General features: G+C 70.7%; 13 protein-coding genes and 1 riboswitch. Of the genes, 7 read left to right on the top strand and 6 right to left on the bottom strand.

Features of this window, described 5'->3' with window-relative positions; translation table 11 throughout:
- The first annotated feature begins 11 nt into the window (after positions 1–11).
- Genes PcP3B5_RS10380 through PcP3B5_RS10370 form a run of 3 tightly spaced genes read left to right on the top strand, consistent with a single transcriptional unit; the run spans position 12 to position 4,184 of the window.
- On the top strand, positions 12–758 hold the full coding sequence (locus PcP3B5_RS10380) for a fimbrial biogenesis chaperone (RefSeq protein ID WP_058070116.1): 747 nt from the start codon (positions 12–14) through the stop codon (positions 756–758).
- A gap of 3 nt (positions 759–761) precedes the next feature.
- Positions 762–3,143, top strand: coding sequence for a fimbria/pilus outer membrane usher protein (locus PcP3B5_RS10375; protein WP_061561193.1), 2,382 nt, complete (start codon positions 762–764; stop codon positions 3,141–3,143).
- Between the two features lie 15 nt (positions 3,144–3,158).
- Complete coding sequence (locus PcP3B5_RS10370; RefSeq protein ID WP_061561192.1) at positions 3,159–4,184, top strand: Csu type fimbrial protein; 1,026 nt, start codon at positions 3,159–3,161, stop codon at positions 4,182–4,184.
- Between the two features lie 6 nt (positions 4,185–4,190).
- Here the strand turns inward: PcP3B5_RS10370 and PcP3B5_RS10365 are convergent, their stop codons facing one another.
- Genes PcP3B5_RS10365 through PcP3B5_RS10355 form a run of 3 tightly spaced genes read right to left on the bottom strand, consistent with a single transcriptional unit; the run spans position 4,191 to position 7,757 of the window.
- Positions 4,191–5,096: an ABC transporter substrate-binding protein gene (locus PcP3B5_RS10365; protein ID WP_061561191.1), complete on the bottom strand. Its 906-nt coding sequence runs from the start codon at positions 5,094–5,096 to the stop codon at positions 4,191–4,193.
- Positions 5,093–5,800, bottom strand: coding sequence for a (2Fe-2S) ferredoxin domain-containing protein (locus tag PcP3B5_RS10360; RefSeq protein WP_061561190.1), 708 nt, complete (start codon positions 5,798–5,800; stop codon positions 5,093–5,095). Before PcP3B5_RS10360 ends, PcP3B5_RS10365 begins: the two co-directional genes overlap by 4 nt.
- A gap of 7 nt (positions 5,801–5,807) precedes the next feature.
- Positions 5,808–7,757, bottom strand: coding sequence for a TonB-dependent receptor plug domain-containing protein (locus PcP3B5_RS10355; protein WP_145923871.1), 1,950 nt, complete (start codon positions 7,755–7,757; stop codon positions 5,808–5,810).
- A 93-nt stretch (positions 7,758–7,850) separates the two neighbouring features.
- Positions 7,851–8,056, bottom strand: a riboswitch (cobalamin riboswitch).
- Positions 8,057–8,199: 143 nt separating this feature from the next.
- Here PcP3B5_RS10355 and PcP3B5_RS10350 point away from each other — a divergent pair.
- Both PcP3B5_RS10350 and PcP3B5_RS10345 read left to right on the top strand, forming a co-directional pair.
- Positions 8,200–8,796, top strand: coding sequence for a LemA family protein (locus PcP3B5_RS10350; protein ID WP_061561189.1), 597 nt, complete (start codon positions 8,200–8,202; stop codon positions 8,794–8,796).
- Positions 8,797–8,811: 15 nt separating this feature from the next.
- Positions 8,812–10,770: a M48 family metallopeptidase gene (locus tag PcP3B5_RS10345; protein WP_061561188.1), complete on the top strand. Its 1,959-nt coding sequence runs from the start codon at positions 8,812–8,814 to the stop codon at positions 10,768–10,770.
- Positions 10,771–10,981: 211 nt separating this feature from the next.
- Here PcP3B5_RS10345 and PcP3B5_RS10340 read toward each other — a convergent pair whose 3' ends face one another.
- From PcP3B5_RS10340 to PcP3B5_RS10330, 3 genes are all read right to left on the bottom strand, one after another.
- The gene (locus PcP3B5_RS10340) at positions 10,982–12,364 is read right to left on the bottom strand and encodes an amino acid permease (protein ID WP_061561187.1); all 1,383 of its coding nucleotides are present in this window, start codon (positions 12,362–12,364) and stop codon (positions 10,982–10,984) included.
- 276 nt (positions 12,365–12,640) lie between these two features.
- Positions 12,641–13,318, bottom strand: coding sequence for a class I SAM-dependent methyltransferase (locus tag PcP3B5_RS10335; RefSeq protein ID WP_061561186.1), 678 nt, complete (start codon positions 13,316–13,318; stop codon positions 12,641–12,643).
- 386 nt (positions 13,319–13,704) lie between these two features.
- Entirely contained in the window at positions 13,705–13,935 is a 231-nt protein-coding gene (locus tag PcP3B5_RS10330) for a hypothetical protein (RefSeq protein ID WP_061561185.1), read from the bottom strand.
- A gap of 304 nt (positions 13,936–14,239) precedes the next feature.
- On the opposite strand from PcP3B5_RS10330, the gene PcP3B5_RS10325 reads away from it, so the two are divergent.
- Together PcP3B5_RS10325 and PcP3B5_RS10320 are read left to right on the top strand one after the other, a co-directional pair.
- Complete coding sequence (locus tag PcP3B5_RS10325) at positions 14,240–17,251, top strand: transglycosylase domain-containing protein (protein ID WP_061563234.1); 3,012 nt, start codon at positions 14,240–14,242, stop codon at positions 17,249–17,251.
- Between the two features lie 144 nt (positions 17,252–17,395).
- Positions 17,396–20,755, top strand: coding sequence for a patatin-like phospholipase family protein (locus tag PcP3B5_RS10320; protein ID WP_061561184.1), 3,360 nt, complete (start codon positions 17,396–17,398; stop codon positions 20,753–20,755).
- The last annotated feature ends 22 nt before the right edge of the window (positions 20,756–20,777 follow it).

The raw sequence follows: 20,777 nt of genomic DNA, 5'->3' as shown, positions 1-20,777 counted from the left end.
GGAGCCCCGTGATGCCCTTGCCCGATACCCGCCTGCGCTTCGTCGCGGCCCTGCTCGCCGCCCTCGCCCTGCCGGCCGCCACGGCCCGCGCCGCCAGCTCGATCCTGATCTGGCCGATCGACCCGGTGCTGGAACACGACCAGCGGGCCAGCGCGCTCTGGCTGGAAAACCGCGGCGCCGAGCCGGCCCAGTTGCAACTGCGCATCTTCGCCTGGAGCCAGGCCGGCGGCGAGGAGCACTTCCAGGCGCAGCGCGAGGTGGTTGGCAGCCCGCCGATGCTGCGCATCCCAGCGGGGGCCAGGCAACTGGTGCGCCTCACCCGCCTGGCGCCGACCGCCCCCGGCAGCGAGCGCGCCTACCGCATCGTCATCGACGAGATTCCCGCGCCGCAGGCCCAGCAGCCAGCGGCCGAGGGCAGCGACATCCGCTTCCAGCTGCGCTATTCGGTGCCGCTGTTCCTCTACGGCGACGGGCTCGGCGCGAAGGACGCGACGGCCGCGCGGCTGGACTGGCGCCTGGTCGACGAAGGCGGCCGCACCTACCTGGAGGTGCGCAACCGCGGCGCGGTGCATGTCCGCCTGACGCGGGCGGCCATCGAACAGGGCGACGGTACCCTGCCGGTGGGCGACGACCTGCTCGGCTACGTGCTGGCCGGCAGCGCCATGCGCTGGCCAATGCCGCGCAAGCCCGCCAGCGGCGGGCGCCTGTGGGCCGAGATCAATGGCGTGCGCGGCGAGATTCCCGCCGCGGCGCCCTGAAGCATGGGCAGGCAGACGCGCCCCTGGCTGCCGCTGCTCACCGGCGCCACCCTGCTGTTCGAGGCGGAACGCCTGTCGAGTGCGCCGCTGCCACCGCCGCCCCGGGATGCGGGCGCCCTGTCCGACGACCAGCAACTCTACCTGGAGCTGCTGGTGAACCTGCGCACGAGCGGCCAGGTGGTGGCGGTGACGTTGCGCCAGGGCCGCTTCTGGGTCGAGGCCGCCGACCTGCGCGCGGCCGGCCTGCCGGTGCCACGCGACGGCCAGGTCGACGTCGGCGGCCTGCCCGGCGTCGAGGTGCGCTACGAGGCCGCCAGCCAGCGCCTGCTGCTGCAGGTGCCGCCGCAGTGGTTGCCCGAGCAGCAGCTCGGCCAGGCGCGCGCCACCGGCTACGTGCCGGCACGCAGCAGCTTCGGCGCTCTGCTCAACTACCAGTTCTACGCCAGCAGCCCGCGACGCGGCCAGGATACGAGCACGGCCTGGGCCGACCTGCGCCTGTTCGGCGGCTTCGGCGTCTTCAGCCACAGCGGCGTCTACCAGCAGGTCCATGGCGGTTCGGCACAGCCCAGCCGCTACCTGCGCTACGACAGCAACTGGCGCTACGACGACGAGGAACGCCTGCTGACCTACGAGGCCGGCGACCTGGTCAGCCGCTCCCTGGCCTGGAGCACGCCGGTGCGCCTGGGCGGGCTGCAGTTGTCGCGCAACTTCGCCATCCGCCCCGACGTGCTGACCTACCCGCTGCCGCGCTTCGCCGGCGAAGCGGCGTTACCCAGCACCCTGGACCTGTTCATCGACGGCTACCGCAACAGCAGCTACCAACTGCAGCCCGGCCCCTTCAGCATCGGCAACCTGCCCTACATCAACGGCGCCGGCCAGGCGGTGCTGCAGACCACCGACGCCCTGGGCCGCCAGATCTCCACCAGCGTGCCCTTCTACGTCAGCAGCGACCTGCTGCGCCCGGGCCTGAGCGACTTCTCCCTGGGCCTGGGCAACCTCCGGCGCGGCTATGGCCAGGACAACTTCGCCTACGGGCCAGGCGCCTTCACCGGCGCCCTGCGCCACGGCCTGAGCGACACCTTCACCCTGGAGGTCCAGGCCGAAGCCGCCGCCGGCCTCGCCCAGGCCGGCCTGGGCGGCATGCTGCGCCTGGGCACCCTGGGCGTGCTCAACGGCGCCATCAGCCACGGCCAGCACGGCGGCGACGGCGGAAGGCAGCTGAGCTTCGGCTACCAGTACAACGCGCGGCGCTTCAGCTTCACCGTGCAACGCCTGCAGCGCGATACCGACTACAGCGACCTGGCCCGCTACGACGACACCCGGCAGCGCCCCCGGCGCCGCCAGGACGACGACGATGACCGCTACTGGCGCCTACGCCCCAGCCGCAGCAGCACCCAGGCCACCGCCAGCGTGACGCTGGACGACTGGGGCAGCCTGGGCGCCGGCTATTTCGACGTCGAGGCCGGCGACGGCAGCCGCACCCGCCTGCTCAACCTGTCCTGGAGCCGGCCGCTGTGGGGCGATGCCAGCCTCTACCTGTCCGCCAACCGCGAGCTGGGCAACGGCAAATGGAGCAGCGCCGTGCAACTGGTGGTGCCGTTCGACCTGCGCGGCACCCTCAGCGTCGGCGTCGAACGCAGCGCCAGCGGGGACGGCAGCCGCCGCGTCGACTACAGCGAGTCGGCGCCCAGCGAGGGCGGTTTCGGCTGGAACCTCGGCTACGTCGACAACGGCCGGGCCGAGGACTGGCGCCATGCCGCGCTGAACTGGCGCGGCGACCGCCTGCAGCTCCAGGGCGGCGTCTATGGCAGCGCGCGGGAGCAGACCCACTGGGCCGACGCCAGCGGCTCGCTGGCCTGGATGGACGGCGCGCTGTTCCCCGCCAACCGCGTGCACGACGCCTTCGTGCTGGTCAGCACCGACGGCCAGGCCGGCGTTCCGGTGCGCTACGAGAACCAGTTGGTCGGCCACACCAACGCCGACGGCCACCTGCTGGTGCCCTGGAGCAGCGCCTACTACGCCGGCAAGTACGAGATCGACCCGCTGGGCCTGGCCTCCAACGTCGTGGCGCCGCTGGTGGAGCAGCGCGTGGCGGTGCGCTCCGGCAGCGGCTACCTGCTGCGCTTCCCGTTGCAGCGGGTGCTGGCCGCCAGCCTGCTGCTGCACGACAGCCACGGCCGGCCGCTGCCGATCGGCGCCCAGGCCCGCGTCAACGGTGGCCCGCCGGTGCCCGTGGGCTGGGACGGGCTGGTCTACCTGGAACACCTGCAGGCGCACAACCGCCTGCGCGTAAGCCTGCCCGACGGCCAGGCCTGCAGCCTGGTCTTCGACCTCGACCCGCAGGCCGAAGAACTGGCGCAGCTGGGCCCGTTGCCCTGCCGCTGAACCCCGGAGTCGACCATGACCATACCGCGCTACCTGCTCCCCCTCCTGGCCCTGGCGCCACTCACCGGCCTGGCCCATACCGTGACCGAGCAATGCAAGCCCAACCCCGGCAACGCGAGCTTCGGCACCCACGGCTCGATGACCATCGCTAACGGCGCCCCGGCCAGGCAGCTCTCCGGCGGCGCCCAATGCAGCCTCAAGGGCTATCCGATCCGCGAAAACTGGATACGCCTGCTCCCGGAGAACCTCAACGGCGGCGTGCTGCGCAACGCCACCACGGGCGACGCCATCCCCTTCGAGCTGTACGGCGACGCCGGCCTGACCCAGCGCCTGCAGCAGGGCCTGTTCTACGACTATTCCCGCTTCCCGTTTCCCGGCGGCACGCCGGACGTCTCGCAGTTCCCCCTGCACGCCCGCCTGCGCCCAGCCAACGTGGCGCCCGGCACCTACACCGCCACCATCCAGCTGCGCTGGCACTGGCGCATCTGCGTGGCCGGCCGGGTGCTGGGCGCCTGCTATTTCCCCGGCTGGGACATCACGCCCGGCGTGAGCGGCGGCTGCCTGCTGGAAGTCTGCACCTCGGCGCCGACCGACTGGGGCACGGGCGTGCTCACCAGCCTGCAACTGACGGTGCAGGTCCGCCGCGACTGCCAGCTCAACGCGCCCGCCGTGAACTTCGGCAGCGCGCCGCTGATCGCCGGCTTCCGCCCGGTGCAGCAGCGCATCCAGGTGCGCTGCTCCAAGGGCACGAGCTACGACGTCGGCCTGAGCGACGGCGTCAACGCCAGCGGCGGCCAGCGGCATATGGCCAGCGGCGGCAACCGCCTGGCCTACGAGCTGTACAAGTCGAGCAGCGGCAGCGAGCGCTGGGGCTCTGCGGGCACTGAAAGGCGCCCCAGCAGCAGCGCCGAACTGAACCCCGGCAGCCTCGACGGCCTCACCTACCAGGGCTTCGACTACCGCGCGGAAATCCTCCCCGACCAGCCCACGCCGCCAGCCGGCACCTACAGCGACAGCGTGGTGGTGGACGTGCGCTTCTGAGCGGGCTCAGGGATACAGGGCCTCGGCCAGCGACCGCGCCGCACGGCCACTTTCCACGCCCGGCACCAACTGGCTGAACGGCAACGTCACGAAGCGCCCTTCGCGCACCGCGCGCAGCCGCGAGAGCAGCGGGTGCGCGCGCAGGTAGCGGACCTTCTCCGCCGCCGGCGACCAGCGCGCATCGGCCAGCAGGATCACGTCCGGGTCGCCCGCGAGCAGCGTTTCGGGGCTGGCCAGGTAGCCGCGCAGCGCCACCGCCTCGAACAGGTTGCGCGCTCCGGCGGCGCGCAGCAGCTCGCTGACGAAGCCGCGCCCGCCCTGGCTGGCCAGGCCGGCGTCGCTGCTGTCGAGGTAGAACACCCGCAGCGGCGCGCGGCCGTCAGCCCTGGCGGCCGCCGCGCGCAGATCGGCCTGCTGGGCGTCGATCAGCGCCTGGGCGCGCGCCTCGACGCCGAGCAGCCGGCCCAGGGTGCGCAGGTCGTCGCGCACGTTGCCGAAGCCATCTCCCGTGCGCTGAGCACAGGCCGCCTCCAGCAGGTAGCTGGCGATCCCGGCGGCGGCCAGTTCGGCGCGCCCGCGCCCGGGGTCGAAGGCCGTGGCGAAGCCACCCACCACCAGGTCCGGGCGCAACGCGTAGAGAAGTTCGGTGGACGGATAGCGCGCCGACACCACGGGCACGCCGCGGTAGCGGTCGCCCTGCAACTGCGGCCCCGGGTCGTCCAGATAGGCCACACCCGCCAGCCGCGCCCCGGCGCCCAGTTCCAGCAGCAGGTCGGCGGCGTGCTGGTTGAGCGCGAGGATGCGCTCGGGCGCCTTGGCCAGGTGCCAGGTCTCACCGCAGTTGCGGTAGTCCTCGGCGGCCAGGGCCGACGCCGCCACCAACAGCCCCAGCAGCAGGGCGAAGCCTTTCATGGCGCGCCCTCGATCAGCAGTTCGGCCACCGGCTCGCCGCCCGCCAGGTGCTGCTCCACCACCCGCAGCACCTGGGCCTCGTCATGCACGCCGTACCAGCAACGATCCGGGTAGACCGTCAGCAGCGGCCCGCGGTTGCAGGGGAACTGGCAACCGGTGCGGGTCAGCAGCACGCCTTCGGCGGTTTCGATCAGCTCGCGCCGGGCCAGTTCGCGGCGCAGCGCCTTCCACAAGGGCAAAGCGCCGCGGCGCACGCAGCGCGGGCCGGTGCAGAGGAACACCTGGCGCTTGTGCGGCGGCGGCGCCGACCAGTCCGGTTGTTCCGGCACCGGGCCGACGGTGCGGCATTCCAGCTGCTGGCGGCCGTCGTCGATGGCTGCACCGACCAGCCGGGCGTCCAGGCCACGGCGGCCGAGGGCCGAGGCGGTCATCCGCGGGCACGGCGCCTGGGGGAAGTCGCCGGCCAGTTGCGCCACCTCGCCGCGCAGCCAGTCGAGGTAGGCGCCGTCGCTGGCCGGTTCCATATCCACCAGCAACAGCGCCCTGCCCGCTTGCAGCTGCGCGCGGATGGCCGGCCACAGGGCGTCGAAGCCGTCGCTGGTATCGACCAGCGTCACGGCGCGGTGGGTTGCCGCCAGCTCGGCGCGCAAGGCCTCGCCCTGGGCGCCCGCGAGGGGGCCTACAATCAGCAGCGCCTGGTCCATGGCCACCTCAGAAGCTGAAGGTGTAGCGCAGCTCGGCGGTGCGCGGGCGGCCCAGGTTGTCCACCTGGCGGATGCCGTTGGTGGTGCGGCTGGTGGCGTAGTCGCGGTCCAGCAGGTTCTCCAGCAGCAGGCTCAGGCGGTGGCGGCGGGCGCCGTCCAGGTAGCGGTAGGCATCACCGTCGAGCACCCTGTAGTGGCCGTAGTCGTCGCCCTGGGGGCTGACGATGGAGCCGACGTAGCGCAGCGCCATACCGAAGCCCCACGGGCCCTGGTCGTAGCCCAGGCGGGTGCGGGCGAAGAAGTGCGGGATGTTGTTCACGGTCACGCCCTCGCGGGTGTCCACCAGGTTGCGGGTGGCGTCGGCGTCCAGCTGCCAGTGCTCGCCCAGCCGCCACTGGCCGTTGGCCTCGATGCCGCGCACCTCGATCTCGCCGTCGCCGTTCACCCACTGGTCGCCGGCCAGGGTGATGAGGTCCTTTATCTCGCGGCGGAAGATGGTGACGCTGCCGCTCCAGGGCTGGCCGAACAGCGCGCCGCTGTAGTCCAGGCCCAGCTCGGCGTTGCGGCTGCGCTCAGGCTTGAGGTCGCGGTTGCCGATCTCGCTGCCCGGCTCGTTGACGAACAGCTGCTCGGCGTTGGGCAGCTTGAAGGCGGTGCCCAGCTGGCCGCGCAGCTTGAGCTGGTCGCTGAGGTCGTAGAGCGAGGTGAGCATCCACACGGTGGCGCCCTCGCCGCCGCTCATTTCCTCGCGGCGCACGCCCAGGCTGGGGTGCCAGTTCGGCAGCAGGTCCAGCTGCGGGCGCAACTGCGCGTACAGGGCGTGGGACTCGGCCTTGTCGTTGTCGATGATCAGCACGTCGTCCTGGCCCTTGTACCACTGGTTGTCGCTGCCGAAGACCAGCTCGTGGCCGCCGGCCAGGCGCGCCTTGCCCTCCAGCTGCGCGCCCCAGTCGGTAAAGCCCCAGTAGTCGTTGTGGTTGAGCGTGCGGGTGCCGCCGCCGGCGAGGTTGTAGATGCGCGTGTAGCGGGTGTCCCAGTCGTTCAGGTGGGCCTTGGCGAACCAGCTGAAGTCGTCGTTCAGGCGCTGCTCGAAGGTCGCCGTGGCGATCTGCTGGATGCGGTCGTTGCTGGTGTGGTGGTTGTCCGCCGGACGGGCGAAGTCCAGGTCGGCGTCGGCGTACTGGTAGAACAGCTCCAGGCGCGAGCTGTCGCCGAAAGCCTGGATGGCCTTGGCGCCGAACACGTTGACGTCGTAGGAGCGGCGCTTGTCGCTGACGGTGGCGGTCATGTCCTGTTCGCGGAACGGCTTGTAGCCGTCGGAGCGGTTGTGGCTGACGTAGGCCAGCAGGCCGAGGTCGCCCAGGCCGTTCTCCAGCACCTTCTCCACCCGCGCATCGCCATTGCGCCCGCGGAAGCTGTCCAGGCCCAGGTTGACCTCGCCGGAAGCCTCGCGGCTGCGCGCGCTGCGGGTGACGATGTTGATCACCCCGGACACCGCCTGGGTACCGAACAGCAGGCCCTGGCCGCCCTTGAGCACCTCGATGCGCTCCACCGCGGTGATCGGCAGGGTGTCCAGGTAGAGGCCGCCGTACAGGCGGTTGTTCAGGCGCACGCCGTCGAGCAGGATCAGGGTGTCGTCGTTGCGCCCGCCCAGCAGCGAGTAGGTGCCGTAGTCGAAGGGGCCGTTCTTCGGCGCCACGAACAGGCCGGGCACGTACATCTGCAGCACGCGGGTGATGTCGGCGCTAGGGCCGGCGCGCTCGATCTGCTCGCGCTCGATGACTTCGAGCTTGCTGCCGTAGCGGGCCATCTCGGCGACGGTGGTGGACTCCACCGAAGGGGCGCTGACGATTTCATCGCGCAGGCCCAGGGGCTCGGCGTTCAGGCAGGGGCTCAGGCACAGGCCGGCGAGCCAGGGGGCAAGCCGAAGTGCGGATTCGGAAGAAGGGAAGTGCAAGGTGATCGCCTCGAAACGGGAATTTCGCAGGCGGCGCAGCGAGTTCCGGCGCGAGCGCGTCCGGAATCCGGCTCACGCCCGCCCACCGCGGGTTTGCCAACAACGCTCCAGGCCGGTCTCCGGGCTTGCGAGGGTTCTGGAGCATCCGCCTTCCCATGCCTGAGCACAGTGGCCTCGTGGATGCCCCGCTCGCTTACCGTTGCGGGGGCAGCGCCGGACTGATCGCCAAGGGCGACGCACCGGCTTCCCGTTTCACCTCATGCACGGCGGCATGAGACACCTGGAACGGCCCGCATCTGACCATCGGTGCGGCGGGGCGTCAAGGGCAGCCCTTTACAGCATGCTTCCGCTTCCGGGCACAGCCCGTGATGCCTTTCCTTCCGCCGTGGAAGCTTTCCGCTATCATCGGCGGACCTTTCCCGACGCTCGAAAAGGACCTCCCATGTCGGTTTCCTCCCTGGTCACCCTGCTCGTCCTCGCCGTGCTGTTCTTCGGCGTCATCGCCATCTACAACCGCCTGGTGAACCTGCGCGCCCGCTACCGCAACGCCTTCGCGCAGATCGAGGTGCAGCTCAAGCGGCGCTACGACCTGATCCCCAACCTGGTGGAAACCGCCAAGGCCTACCTCAAGCACGAGCGGGAAACCCTGGAGGCGGTGATCGCCGCGCGCAATGCCGCGGTGGCCGGGCTCAAGGCCGCCGCCAGCCAGCCCGGCGCCGCCGCCGGCCTGGCCCAGTTGGCCAACGCCGAGGGCGCCCTGGGCGGCGCGCTGGGGCGGCTCAACGTGACCATGGAGGCCTACCCGGACCTCAAGGCCTCGCAGAACCTGCAGCAGCTCACCGAGGAGCTGTCGAGCACCGAGAACAAGGTGGCCTTCGCCCGCCAGGCCTACAACGACGCGGTGATGGAATACAACGCCTACCGCCAGTCGTTCCCCGCCGTGGTGCTGGCGGCGAATTTCGGCCACAAGGCCGAGGTCGCGCAGCTGGAGTTCGCCGACAGCCAGCAGATCCAGGACGCGCCCAAGGTCGCCTTCTGACGGGCGGCCCGCGCGATGAACTTCTTCCAGCACCAGGACCGCGCCCGCCGCCAGACCGGCCGGCTGATCCTGCTCCTGGCCGCGGCGGTGGCCTGCCTGGTGACGCTCACCAGCCTGGTCCTGGGCTGGCTCTGGCGCCACATCGGCGAGCCCGCCAGCCACTGGACCTCGCCGCAGCGCCTGCCCGACTTCGAACTCTACCTGTGGGTGGCGCTGGTGGTGGTCGGCGTGGTGATCGTCGGCGCCTGGTACAAGCACCGCCAGCTGCGCCTGGGCGGCCGCGCCGTGGCCGAGCGCCTGGGCGGCCGGCTGATCAACCTGGACGCCCGCGACGCCGATGAACGCCGGGTGCTCAACGTGGTCGAGGAAATGGCCATCGCCTCGGGCACCCCGGTGCCGCCGGTGTACCTGCTGGAGGACAGCGGCATCAACGCCTTCGCCGCCGGCCTGACGCCGCGCGACGCGGTCATCGGCGTCACCCGCGGGACCATCGCCCTGCTCAGCCGCGACGAGCTGCAGGGGGTGATCGCCCACGAGTTCAGCCACATCCACCACGGCGACATGCGCCTGAACACCCGCCTGGTGGCGCTGCTGCACGGCATCCTGCTGCTGGGCCTGATCGGCCAGACCATGGTCCGCGGCCTGTGGGACAGCCACCGCGCCGACGACGTGGCGCGCATCCGCATGCAGCGCAGCAACGCCGGCAACGACAGCGGCTCCGGCTCGGCCCTGGGCTTCATCGCGCTGGCCTTCGTCGCCGGCCTGTGCCTGTGGGGGCTGGGCTCGGTCGGGACCTTCTTCGGCAGCCTGATCAAGGCCGCGGTGAACCGCCAGCGCGAATATCTCGCCGACGCCTCCGCCGTGCAGTTTACCCGCAACCCGGCCAGCATCGCCGGGGCGCTGAAGAAGGTCGGCGGCTACGGCTCGCTGCTCGGCGCCCTGCACCGCGCCGAGTTCAGCCACCTGTACTTCAGCGACGGCCTGGCCAACCACTGGTTCGGCCTGGCCACCCACCCGCCGCTGGAGGAGCGCATCCGCCGCATCGAGCCGGGCTGGGACGGCCTCTACTCGAAGCTGGAACCGCGCCTGGACACCCCGCTGGTGGACCGCGAGACCTGGAACGCCGCCCTACGCGGCTACCCCTCGGGCGCGGCGCTGGCCGCGGTCGAGGCCATCGGCGAGCCGGCCGGGGCGCACCTGGCGGAAGCGCGGCACACCCTGCAACGGCTGGATGAAAGCCTGCGGGCGGCGGCGCACAAGGTCGATGGCGCGCAGGCCTTGGTCTACGGCCTGTTGCTGGACGCCGAAGCGCTGGCCCGCGCCCAGCAACTGCAGCTGCTCAAGCCGCGCCTGGAGCTGGGCATGGCCTTCCAGTTCGACCGCCTGGAGGAGCACCTGCACACCCTCGACCCGGGTCTGCGCCTGCCCCTGCTGGACCTGGCCATGCCGGCGCTGAAGCAGCTGGACGCCACCCAGGTGACGAGCCTGCTGGGCAACATGGCGCTGCTGATCAAGGCCGATCGCCGGGTGAAACTGCTGGAGTGGACGCTGCTGCGCATCGTCGAACGCAACCTGCGCCCGGCCCCGACGCGCATCGGCAACCTGCCGCTGGCCGAGCTGGGCGACGAGGCGGCGGTCCTGCTGGCCTTCCTCGCCGGCGTCGACGGAGCCGAAGCGGCCCATGCCGAACAGGCCTTCGCCCAGGCCTGGGCCACCCTGCCCTTCGCCGTGCGGCAGCCGCCGCAGGCCGGCACCCTGCGCGAGCTGGAAGCGGCGCTGCGGCGCCTGGCGCAACTGCGCCCGTTGCAGAAGCCGCAGCTGCTCAAGGCCATGGTCCGCTGCGGCGAATACGACGGGCGCATCAGCGTGGCCGAGGCGGAACTGCTGCGCGCGGTGGCCGACATCCTCGACTGCCCGATGCCGCCGTTGCTGGCGGATACGGCTTTTCGTAGGAGCGGACTCTGTCCGCGATAGCCGGAGGTTCCGGCGCGATTCGCGGATAAGATCCGCTCCTACGCTGCCCCACCCGCGCCATTCCCATGTAGGAGCGCGCCCTGCGCGCGATTTCGCGGGCAGGGCCCGCTCCTACAGTTGTCGTGAGGCATGGAGTTTCCTCTCCGTCCGCGATTCGCCACACAAAAGAAAAGGGCCTCCGAAGAGGCCCTTTGTCATTTCGCCATCAGGCTCACGCGCCGCTGGCGACCGCGCCCTGCTCGCCTTTCGGCGCCAGGTCGAACACGCGGTACAGCACCACCAGCAGGACCAGGAAGGCCGGGCCGATGTAGAGGGCGATGCGGGTGTCCTCGAAGAACGCCATCAGCGCCACCACCAGCACCAGGAAGGCCATGGCCAGGTAGGAGCTCAGCGGGTACAGCCACATCTTGAACTGCAGCTTGCCGGCCTCGGCCGGGCTCAGGCCGCGGCGGAACTTCAGCTGCGCCAGCAGGATCATGGCCCAGGTCCAGATGGCGCCGAAGGTGGCGATGGAGGTCACCCAGGTGAACACCTTCTCCGGCACCAGGTAGTTCAGCAGCACGCCGAACAGCAGCGCGACTATGGACAGGATCAGCGCATTGCGCGGCACGCCGCCCTTGGAGGTCTTGGCGAAGACCGCCGGCGCCTGGCCGTGCTGGGCCAGGCTGTAGAGCATACGCCCGGTGCTGAAGATGCCGCCGTTGCAGGAAGACAGCGCGGCGGTGATCACCACGAAGTTGATGATGCCGGCGGCGGTCTTGATGCCCAGGCGCTCGAAGGTCATCACGAAGGGGCTGCCCTGGGTGCCGATCTCGCTCCACGGGTAGATCGACATGATCACGAAGAGCGCGCCGACGTAGAACAGCAGGATGCGCCAGAACACCGAGTTGATCGCCCCCGGGATGGTCTTCTGCGGGTTCTTCGCCTCGCCGGCGGTGAGGCCGATCATCTCCACGCCCAGGTAGGCGAACATCACCATCTGCAGCGACATCAGCACGCCGGTGATGCCATGGGGCATGAAGCCGCCGTTGCTCCACAGGTTGGAAATGCCGGTGGCCACGCCGCCGTTGCCCAGGCCGAAGACGATCATGCCGCCGCCCACCAGGATCAGCGCGAGGATGGTGACGACCTTGATCAGGGCGAACCAGAACTCGAACTCGCCGAAGGCGCGCACCGCGATCAGGTTGATGGTGCCCATGCTCGCCAGGGCCGCCAGGGCCCAGATCCAGCGCGGCACCTCGGGGAACCAGATGCCCATGTAGATGGCCACCGCGGTGATCTCGGCGACGCAGGTCACCAGCCACAGGAACCAGTAGTTCCAGCCGGTCAGGTAGCCGGCCAGCGGGCCGAGATAGTCCTGGGCGTAGCGGGCGAAGGAGCCGGCCACGGGGTTGTGCACGGCCATTTCGCCGAGGGCGCGCATGATGACCAGGATGGCCAGGCCGCCGATGATGTAGGAGAGCATGATGGCCGGGCCGGCCATCTGGATGGCCTTGGCGGAGCCGAGGAACAGGCCGACGCCGATGCAGGCGCCGAGGGCCATGAGACGGATGTGCCGCTCGTTGAGATCCCGTTGGAGATCATGGGACGACATGATGGTGCAACCTCGATTTTGTTGTTGGGTATATCAGCGGCGACTCGAAGCGCAATCGGGATGAGGAAGGCCCGCGACGGAAAAAGCGCCGCCACCGCGCCGGTGGGCACGGGGAGGATTCGTCTGGGGCCTTCCGGGACTGCACACCGGAAGAGGCTGCCCGCCCTTGTGGAGCGGACGTGGGCATTGCGGGAGTGAACCACTGAGGTCGCCGCGGAGTGTTGCACAAGATTGCCGGGGCGTCTGCCCCCTTATGGTGCGAACGAGACCAAAGGCTTACCCGGCCGGCGCGGCCACCAGCAGCAGCGAGCAGGCCACGCCGGTATCCGGCCGCCGCGGCTCGCGCAGCGCCAGCAGGCGCCAGCCGCTGGCGTGCAGCAGGGCCAGCCAGGATTCGAAGGTGCGGAAGTACCAGGGCATGGGCTCGCGGAACTCGTCGCCGAAGGCGCTGAAGGTCTCCAGGCGCCAGCCGTCCTCGTAGGGCTCGTCGCCGCAGGCGCTCCAGGGGTGCAGGGTCTGGATCAGCAGCCGCCCGCCCGGCGCCAGGCGCTGCTGCAGGCCACGCAGCAGGGGCGCGAGATCCTCGTCGAACAGGGCGAAGTTGCACACCAGCGCGTCGAACCGCCCCAGGCGCGCCCCGGCCTCGCCCACCAGTTCGGCCTGGCTCAGCACCTCGTACTGCCCTTCGCCGGCCTGGCGCGCGGCCTCGATCAGGGCTGGCGAGGCGTCGATGCCCACCACTTCGCAACCCCGGGCCTCCAGCACCCGGCACAGCCAGCCTTCGCCGCAGCCGATGTCCAGCACACGATGCGGCGAACCTTCCAGCACGGCGCGGACGATAGCCTCGTCGGTGGCCAGACGGCGGCTGTCGATGCGCTGCTCGCGCACCGCGCGGGTCCAGGCGCTGGGGTTGCTGTCCCAGCTGTGGCGAATGCGGGTGGGGTTGTCGGGCATGGTGAGGGTCCGCTGTGGGGAATGGCGCCTTCATTCTAGGCAAAGGCTTTTCGTAGGAGCGAGCTTGCTCGCGAAGGGTGTTCTGCTGGTGGCTGCGGTGCTTTCGGTGGACTCCGTACCCTCTCCCCAGCCCTCGGCTGCGCGCCCCGCCCTGAAGGGAGAGGGGGCTAGTCCGTGCCGAGAGAAAGGGGTGGTTCCAGCCGGAAACTTTCGGTGCTGCCGGCTAACTCCAGAGCCCCCGTTTCTGCCCAACGGTCCCCTCTCCCTTCAGGGAGAGGGTTAGGGAGAGGGCGCTCTTCGGGACCTGCACCGCAGCTATCGGGAAACTCCATTCGCAAGCAAGAACTGGGCGTCCCCCTCGCTCCTACAAAAGAAAAGCCCGCCCCTCACAACCCCTTCGGCACCGCCAGCCCCCTGGTCGAGGGCCCGCTCTTCAACGGCTGCCGGCACCCCGCATCGCCGAACGGCCCGGACAGCCGCGTCCAGCCCTCCCCCGGCGAGGTCTGGCTGCAGGTCAGGTGGCCGTCCACGCGGCTCTGCCACAGGTAGAACGGCATGGGCGCGGCATGGGCGTTCAGGCTGACGATCAACGGCAGGAACATCAGGAACAGGCGCATCGGGTCGTTTTCCAGGTCACTCGTCGGGCATTGTCGCGGCTTGGGCCGGACGAAGGCACGACATTCAGCAGAATTTTCCCCGCCTACTACGCTCAAAGAAAGGGGAGGCCGCTGGCACGGGGGCTTTCGCGGCACCGGGATGGGTGCCGGTCGTCACGTCGGCGGAGACCGCTTACTCAGGCTTTCGCAAGCATGGGCAGGTCGTGATATGGCGCATACGGAGCATACCGGTCAACTGCATTCTCAACCGGGCGTGCCGGAGCCTGGCTTTTCCCCGAAAAAACCCAGCCACCACCGCTTCCTGCTGCTGTTCCTGTTCGTCCTGCCACTGCTGGCGGCGATGGGCGCGGCGCTGCTCTACGAGGCGCATACCTCCAAGCTGCAGGCCCGCGAGCTGGCGCGCCTGGCCGGCGAGTTGACCTGGCAGGTCGGCGCCGGTTCCAGCGACCAGGTGGTCTACCCGAAGGACGGCCCCTTCGACCGCCGCCTGGGCTACCTGCAACTGCCGGACTTCCTGCAGCGCCTGCACGACCGCGACTTCGTCACCCTCGACCAGGCGCGCTTCTCCCCTGCCCTGCTGCAATACGCCGGCTACGGCATGTTCCCGCCCTACGCCGAGAAGGCCCAGGCCGGCGTCGACATCAGCGACTGCCGCGGCCTGCCGATCTACAACTTCCGCTACCCGCAGCGGCTCTACGCCAGCTACGACGCCATCGCCCCGCTGATCGTGCAGAGCCTGCTGTACATCGAGAACCGCGACCTGCTCGACGCCAGCCGCCCCTACCTCAACCCGGCCATCGACTGGAGCCGCTTCACCCAGGCCGCCGTGGCCCAGGCCGGGCGCCTGGTCGGCATGGGCAACCACGCCCCCGGCGGCAGCACCCTGGCCACGCAGATCGAGAAGTACCGCCACTCGGTGGACGGGCGCACCAATTCCATCCGCGACAAGCTGCGGCAGATGGCCTCGGCCAGCGTGCGCGCCTACCAGGGCGGCGCCGAGAACCTGCCGGCGCGGCGCAACGTGGTGCTCACCTACCTCAACTCGGTGCCGCTCTCGGCGCAGCCGGGCTACGGCGAGGTCAGCGGCCTGCCCGACGGTCTGTGGATCTGGTACGGCGCCGACTACCAGCAGGTCAACCGCCTGCTCTCCTCCCCCGTCGGCCAGGGCGCCGAGCTCGAGGCCCAGGGCCGGGCGCTGCGCCAGGTGGTGTCGCTGATGATCGCCCACCGCCGCCCGTCCTATTACCTGGCGCGCGGGCGCAAGCCGCTGGGCGAGCTGACCGACAGCTACCTGCGCCTGCTGGCCCAGGCCGGGGTGATCGAGGCGCCGCTGCGCGATGCCGCCCTGGCCCAGCGCCTGGAGTTCCGCGACCCGCAGAACCAGCCGACGGTGCAGCCGCTGGAGCCGAACAAGGGCGTGAGCCTGGCCCGCACCCGCCTGGCGGGGATGCTCAACGTGCCGCTGTATGACCTGGACCGCCTCGACCTGAGCTTCAGCACCACCCTGCAGGACGAGTTGCAGAACAAGGTCAGCGCCTACCTCAAGCAACTGGCCGATCCGGACTTCGCCTCGCAGATCGGCCTGTTCGGCGAGCACCTGCTGTCCAAGGACAAGACCGCCGACGTGCGCTACAGCTTCGTGCTGTTCGAGCGCACCGCCGACGGCAACCGCGTGCGCGTGCAGACCGACAGCACCGACCAGCCCTTCGACATCAACGAGGGCAGCAAGCTGGAGCTGGGTTCCACCGCCAAGCTGCGGGTGCTGTCCAACTATCTGGAGCGCATCGCCGACCAGTACCGCGCCTACAACGGCAAGCCCGCCGCCGAGCTGCGCAAGGTGCCGGTGGAGCCGCTGGACTTCATCAGCCGCTGGTCCATCGACTACCTGATCGCCAACCCCAACGCCGACCTCTCGGCCATGCTCGCCGCGGCCATGCAGCGCAAGTACTCGGCCAGCCCCTACGAGAGCTTCTTCACCGGCGGCGGCGTGCACACCTTCTCCAACTTCCGCCGGGAGGACAACGGGCGCATCCCCACCCTGCTCGAAGCGCTGCGCGAATCCATCAACCTGCCCTTCGTGCGCCTGCTGCGCGACCTGGTGCGCCACGACATGTACCAGAAGGACGGCAACAAGCTGACCGTGCTGCAGGACGACAAGGACCCGCGCCGCCAGCTGTACCTGGACCGCTTCGTCGACCAGGAGAGCCGCGTCTACCTGCTGCGCTTCTGGCAGAAGTACCGCGGGCAGAACGCCGACGAGCGCCTGGACACCTTCCTCGACGGCCTGCGCCCGTGGCCGGTGCGCCTGGCGGCGATCCACCGCTACCTGCAGCCCCAGGCCGACCAGGCGACCTTCGCCGCCTTCCTCCAGGACCGCCTGAAGCAGAGCCACTACACCGGCGAGAAGCTCACCGACAAACGCATCGCCGATCTCTACAAGCGCTACGGCCCCGGGGCCTTCGACCTCAACGACCAGGGCTACGTGGCCCGCGTGCACCCGCTGGAGCTGTGGCTGCTCGGCTACCTGCAGCGCCAGCCGCAAGCCAGCTTCGCCGACGCGGTGGCCGCCAGCAACGCCGAGCGCAAGCAGGTCTACGGCTGGCTGTACAAGTCGCGCTACAAGGCCGCCCGCGACAAGCGCATCCGCATCATGCTGGAGGTAGAGGCCTTCCTCGACATCCACCAGCAGTGGAAGCAGCTGGGCTACCCCTTCGACCACCTGGTGCCCTCGCTGGCCACCGCCCTGGGCAGCTCCGGCGACCGCCCGGCGGCGCTGGCCGAGCTGATGGGCATCATCCTCAACGACGGCATCCGCCTGCCCACCCTGCGCATCGACAGCCTGCACTTCGCCGCCGGCACGCCCTACGAGGTGAGCCTGGCGCCGCAGGCCAACGTCGGCACCCGAGTGATGACCTCGGAGGTGGCCAGCACCCTGCGCGACTCGCTGTCCCAGGTGGTCGACCAGGGCACCGCGCGGCGGCTGTCCGGCAGCTTCCGCCGCGACGACGGCAGCCCGCTGGTGATGGGCGGCAAGACCGGCACCGGCGACAACCGCATCGAAAGCTTCACCCGCGGCGGGGCGGTGAAGAGTTCGCGCTCGCTGAACCGCACCGCGACCTTCGTGTTCTACCTCGGCCCGCGGCACTTCGGCACCCTCACCGCCTACGTGGCCGGCAGCGCGTCGAGCAACTTCAAGTTCACCTCGGCGCTGCCGGTGCAGGTGCTCAAGGGCATGGCGCCGATGCTGCAGCACTACCTGGAGCCGGGCACCGAGTGCCACGCGCCCCAGGACACCCTGCGGGTGAGCTGGCTGTGAGGCCGCGCGCCGCCGCGGCCTGAACCCGGGAAAGGCCAGGGAAGCACGGCGCCAAGGGTTCGGCGCCGGGAGGTCCGGCCGGCCGTCAGCATGACCTGGCGCGGCGCCCCTTGCCGCGCGGGTCCGGAGCCGGAGGGCACCGCTATGCCGCGCCGCCATGGGAACCTCAGGGACCAGGAACAGGCGCTGCTGCGCCAGCGCCGCGCCCAGGCCGGCATCGACGTGCCGAGCGACTTCAGCTGGGGCCTGGCCCTCTCCGGCGGCGGCGTGCGCAGCGCCACCTTCAACTTCGGCCTGCTGCGGGCGCTGGCGAAGAACCACGTGCTCAAGCGCTTCGACTACCTCTCCACGGTGTCCGGCGGCGGCTACGTCGGCGCCATGCTCGGCCGCCTGTACGGCCCCGCCCAGGGCGCCCGCGAGGTGGAGAACGGCCTGGCGGCGGACGACTCGCTGCTGCTCTGGTGGCTGCGCAACAACGGCCGCTACCTGGCCCCGGCCGGCGGCCGCGACCTGCTGATGGCCGGCGCCTCGATGCTCCGTGGCTTCATGGCCACCCAGCTGGAGATCGGCATCCTGCTGCTGTGCATCGGCATGTTCACGGTGCTGCCCCACGTGCTGCTGGCGCTGCTGGGCACGCCGCCGGTGTTCCTCGGCAACCTCTGGTCGCTGTGGTTCCTCGTCGTGCCGCTGTTGCTGCTGGCCGCCGGCGCGCTGTGCTGGGCCTACTGGTTCAGCCGCGACCGCCAGGACCACGCCCTGCGCGACCTGCTCTCGGTGCTGCTGGCCCTGCTCGCCGCGCTGGCCCTGGCGGTGCAGGGCCTGTGGCCGCAGTTGCAGAGCGACATCGAGCTGGGCCCGCGGCTGCTGGCCTACGCCCTGCTGGTCGGCGCCCTGCTGATCGCCCCGCTGGGCTGGCTGCTGCGCCTGCCGCTGCGCGCCTGCCCGCCGGAACAGCAGCGCCTGCGCCTGACCCACTGGCTGGGCTGGGTACTGCTGGGCGGCGCCGGGGTATTGCTGCTGGGCGTTTGCGAGGCGGTCACCTGGCACTTGGTCGTGCGCCTGCGCGAGAGCGGCAACTTCACCCTCATTTCCTCCAGCGTGCTGGGCTCCACGGGCCTTGCCGTGGTGCTGCTGCGCGCCCTGCTGCCGACGCTGCTGGAGCGCCTGCGCCAGCAGGGCCTGCCGAGCGCCTACGGCAGCCAGCTGGCCAACCTGCTGGGCCTGGCCCTGCTGGCGTTCCTGCTGCTGGCCTGGCTGACGCTGCTGCAGGCCTTCCTCTACCTGGGCGGCAACCTGCTCAGCCCCGGCGCCGCCATGCAGCCCTGGCTGCCGCTGCTGTACTGGGCCCTGGTGCTGGCCGCGCTGGGCTTCTACATCGGTATCAGCGGCGCCAACCTCACCCAGCTGAACCTCGCCTCGCTGCACTACTTCTACCGCTCGCGCCTGGCCCGCACCTACGTCGCGGTGGCCAACCACGGCGGCCCCGAGGCGCGCTTCCCAGCCTCGCTGCTGGTACCGGCCGAGCGCCGGCTGATCGAGGGCATCGAGTCGCTGCGGGAGATACTGCCCGGCGACGACGTGGCCCTGGCCGACTACCAGCCGCACGCCTACGGCGGGCCGCTGCACCTGATCAACTGCTGCATCAACCAGACCCTCGACGACCGCACCCACAGCTACAACGCCGACCGCAAGGGCGTGGCCCTGACCGTCAGCGCCCTGGGCGTGGAGACCGGCACCCACGGCCCGCGGCCGCCCCAGGGCCTGGAGCGCAGCAGCCTGGCGCAATGGGCGACCATCTCCGGCGCCGCCCTGAGCACCGGCATGGGCTCGCGCACCAGCGCCGGGCTGGCCGCGCTGGTGTTCATGACCGGCCTGCGCCTGGGCTTCTGGCTGCCCAACCCGACGCGCGCCGCCGAGACCGGCTGGCGCGCGCGCCTGGCCAAGTACCTGGCCACCCGCGCCGAGATGCTCGCCCAGTTCCCCGGCCTGCGCGCGCCCTTCTGGTACCTGTCCGACGGCGGCCACTTCGACAACAGCGGCGTCTACGCCCTGCTCAAGCGCGAGGTCGACCTGATCGTCGCCAGCGACTGCGGCGCCGACCCGCGCTACCTGTTCGAGGACCTGGAGAACCTGGTGCGCAAGGCCAAGATCGACTACGACGCCGACATCGAATTCATCGACCCGGACAGCCTGGCGCGGGTCTCCGCCGGCGACGCCCGCGCCCTGCTGTTCGGCACCCCGGAGTCCATCTCGCCGGATTGCGGCCGCGAATACCTGCTGCTGGCGCGCATCACCTACGCCAGCCACAGGCGCGGCACCCTGCTGGTGGTCAAGCCGCACCGCTGCGACTCGCCGCTGCTGGAGCTGCCCTTCGACCTGGTGGGCTACGCCGACCGCAACCCGGCCTTCCCGCAGCAGGGCACCGACGACCAGTTCTTCGACGAAAGCCAGTGGGAGGCCTACCACCAGCTGGGCCTGGCGCTGGGCTCGGTGCTCAGCCGCGACTTCCTCCAGCGCCTGCCGGGCTGGGCCGACCTGGCCAGCATCGTGACCCTCACCGCAGTCGGCCAGCCGGCCCCGGCCAACGGCCCGAACCGCCGCCAGCGCATCGCCCAGAACGTGCGCACCACCCTCGGCGTGGGCCTTTCCGCCAGCCTGGTGGTGGCGCTCTGGCAGGGCCTGGAGCAGTACCGCGGCAACATCGCCGACAGCGAGTCGAAGTACGCCAGCCAGTTGGAGGCCATCGCCGACCTCTACGCCAAGGGCAACAAGGTCAGCGACGCCCTGCGCACGCGCATCGGCCACCTGGAGAACTTCGCCAGCCGCAACGGCCTGTCGGTGGAGTTCGCCAGCGACATGCGCACCCTGTTCGAGCGTGCCAGCGCGGCCTGCGCCAATGGTACCGAGTCGGCCGACTGCAACTACCTGCGCCAGCTCACCAGCGACCCGCACCCCAACAGCCCGGTGCAGCAATACTGGTTCGGCTTCACTCCGCTGCCGGAAGACAACCCGGCGCTGGCCAGCGCCCCGCCACCGCCACCGCCACCGCCACCGCCAGCCGCGGCGCCGGCATCACCGCCTGTCAGCGCCGAGATGGTGCCACCGCCCGCCGTCACGGCCAGCGCCGCGCCTGCGCCCGAAGCAGAGCCGGTGGCCAACCCCTGCATGCGCGAAGGCAGGCGGCCGGTGGTGCTCTACACGCAGATCTACTCGGCCGACGAGCAACGCACGGCGCGGGACTTCCTCAAGCTGCTGGAAGGCAGCGGGATCAGCACCCCGGGCATCGAGAACGTGGTCAGCGCCGCCGCCCGCCGCGGTTCGCCGCCGCCATTGCCCTGGCCGCGGCCGACCTTCATCTACCACGCCCGCCGCGACGGCGAATGCGCCCGCTGGCTGGCGCGGAAGTTCAGCGACAAGGCCGTGGCCCTGCCGCTGGCGGCAAGCCTGCAGGCCTCGCCCGGGGTCATCGAGTTCTGGCTGCCGGCGCAGGCGAAGCCCAATTGAGGTGACGCCGAAGTGCTCTTCG

This window comes from Pseudomonas citronellolis (assembly GCF_001586155.1).
In the GTDB taxonomy this organism is placed as follows: Bacteria; Pseudomonadota; Gammaproteobacteria; order Pseudomonadales; family Pseudomonadaceae; genus Pseudomonas; species Pseudomonas citronellolis.
Note: the sequence above shows the minus strand (reverse complement) of the source record. Positions and strands in the feature narration are given on the sequence as shown.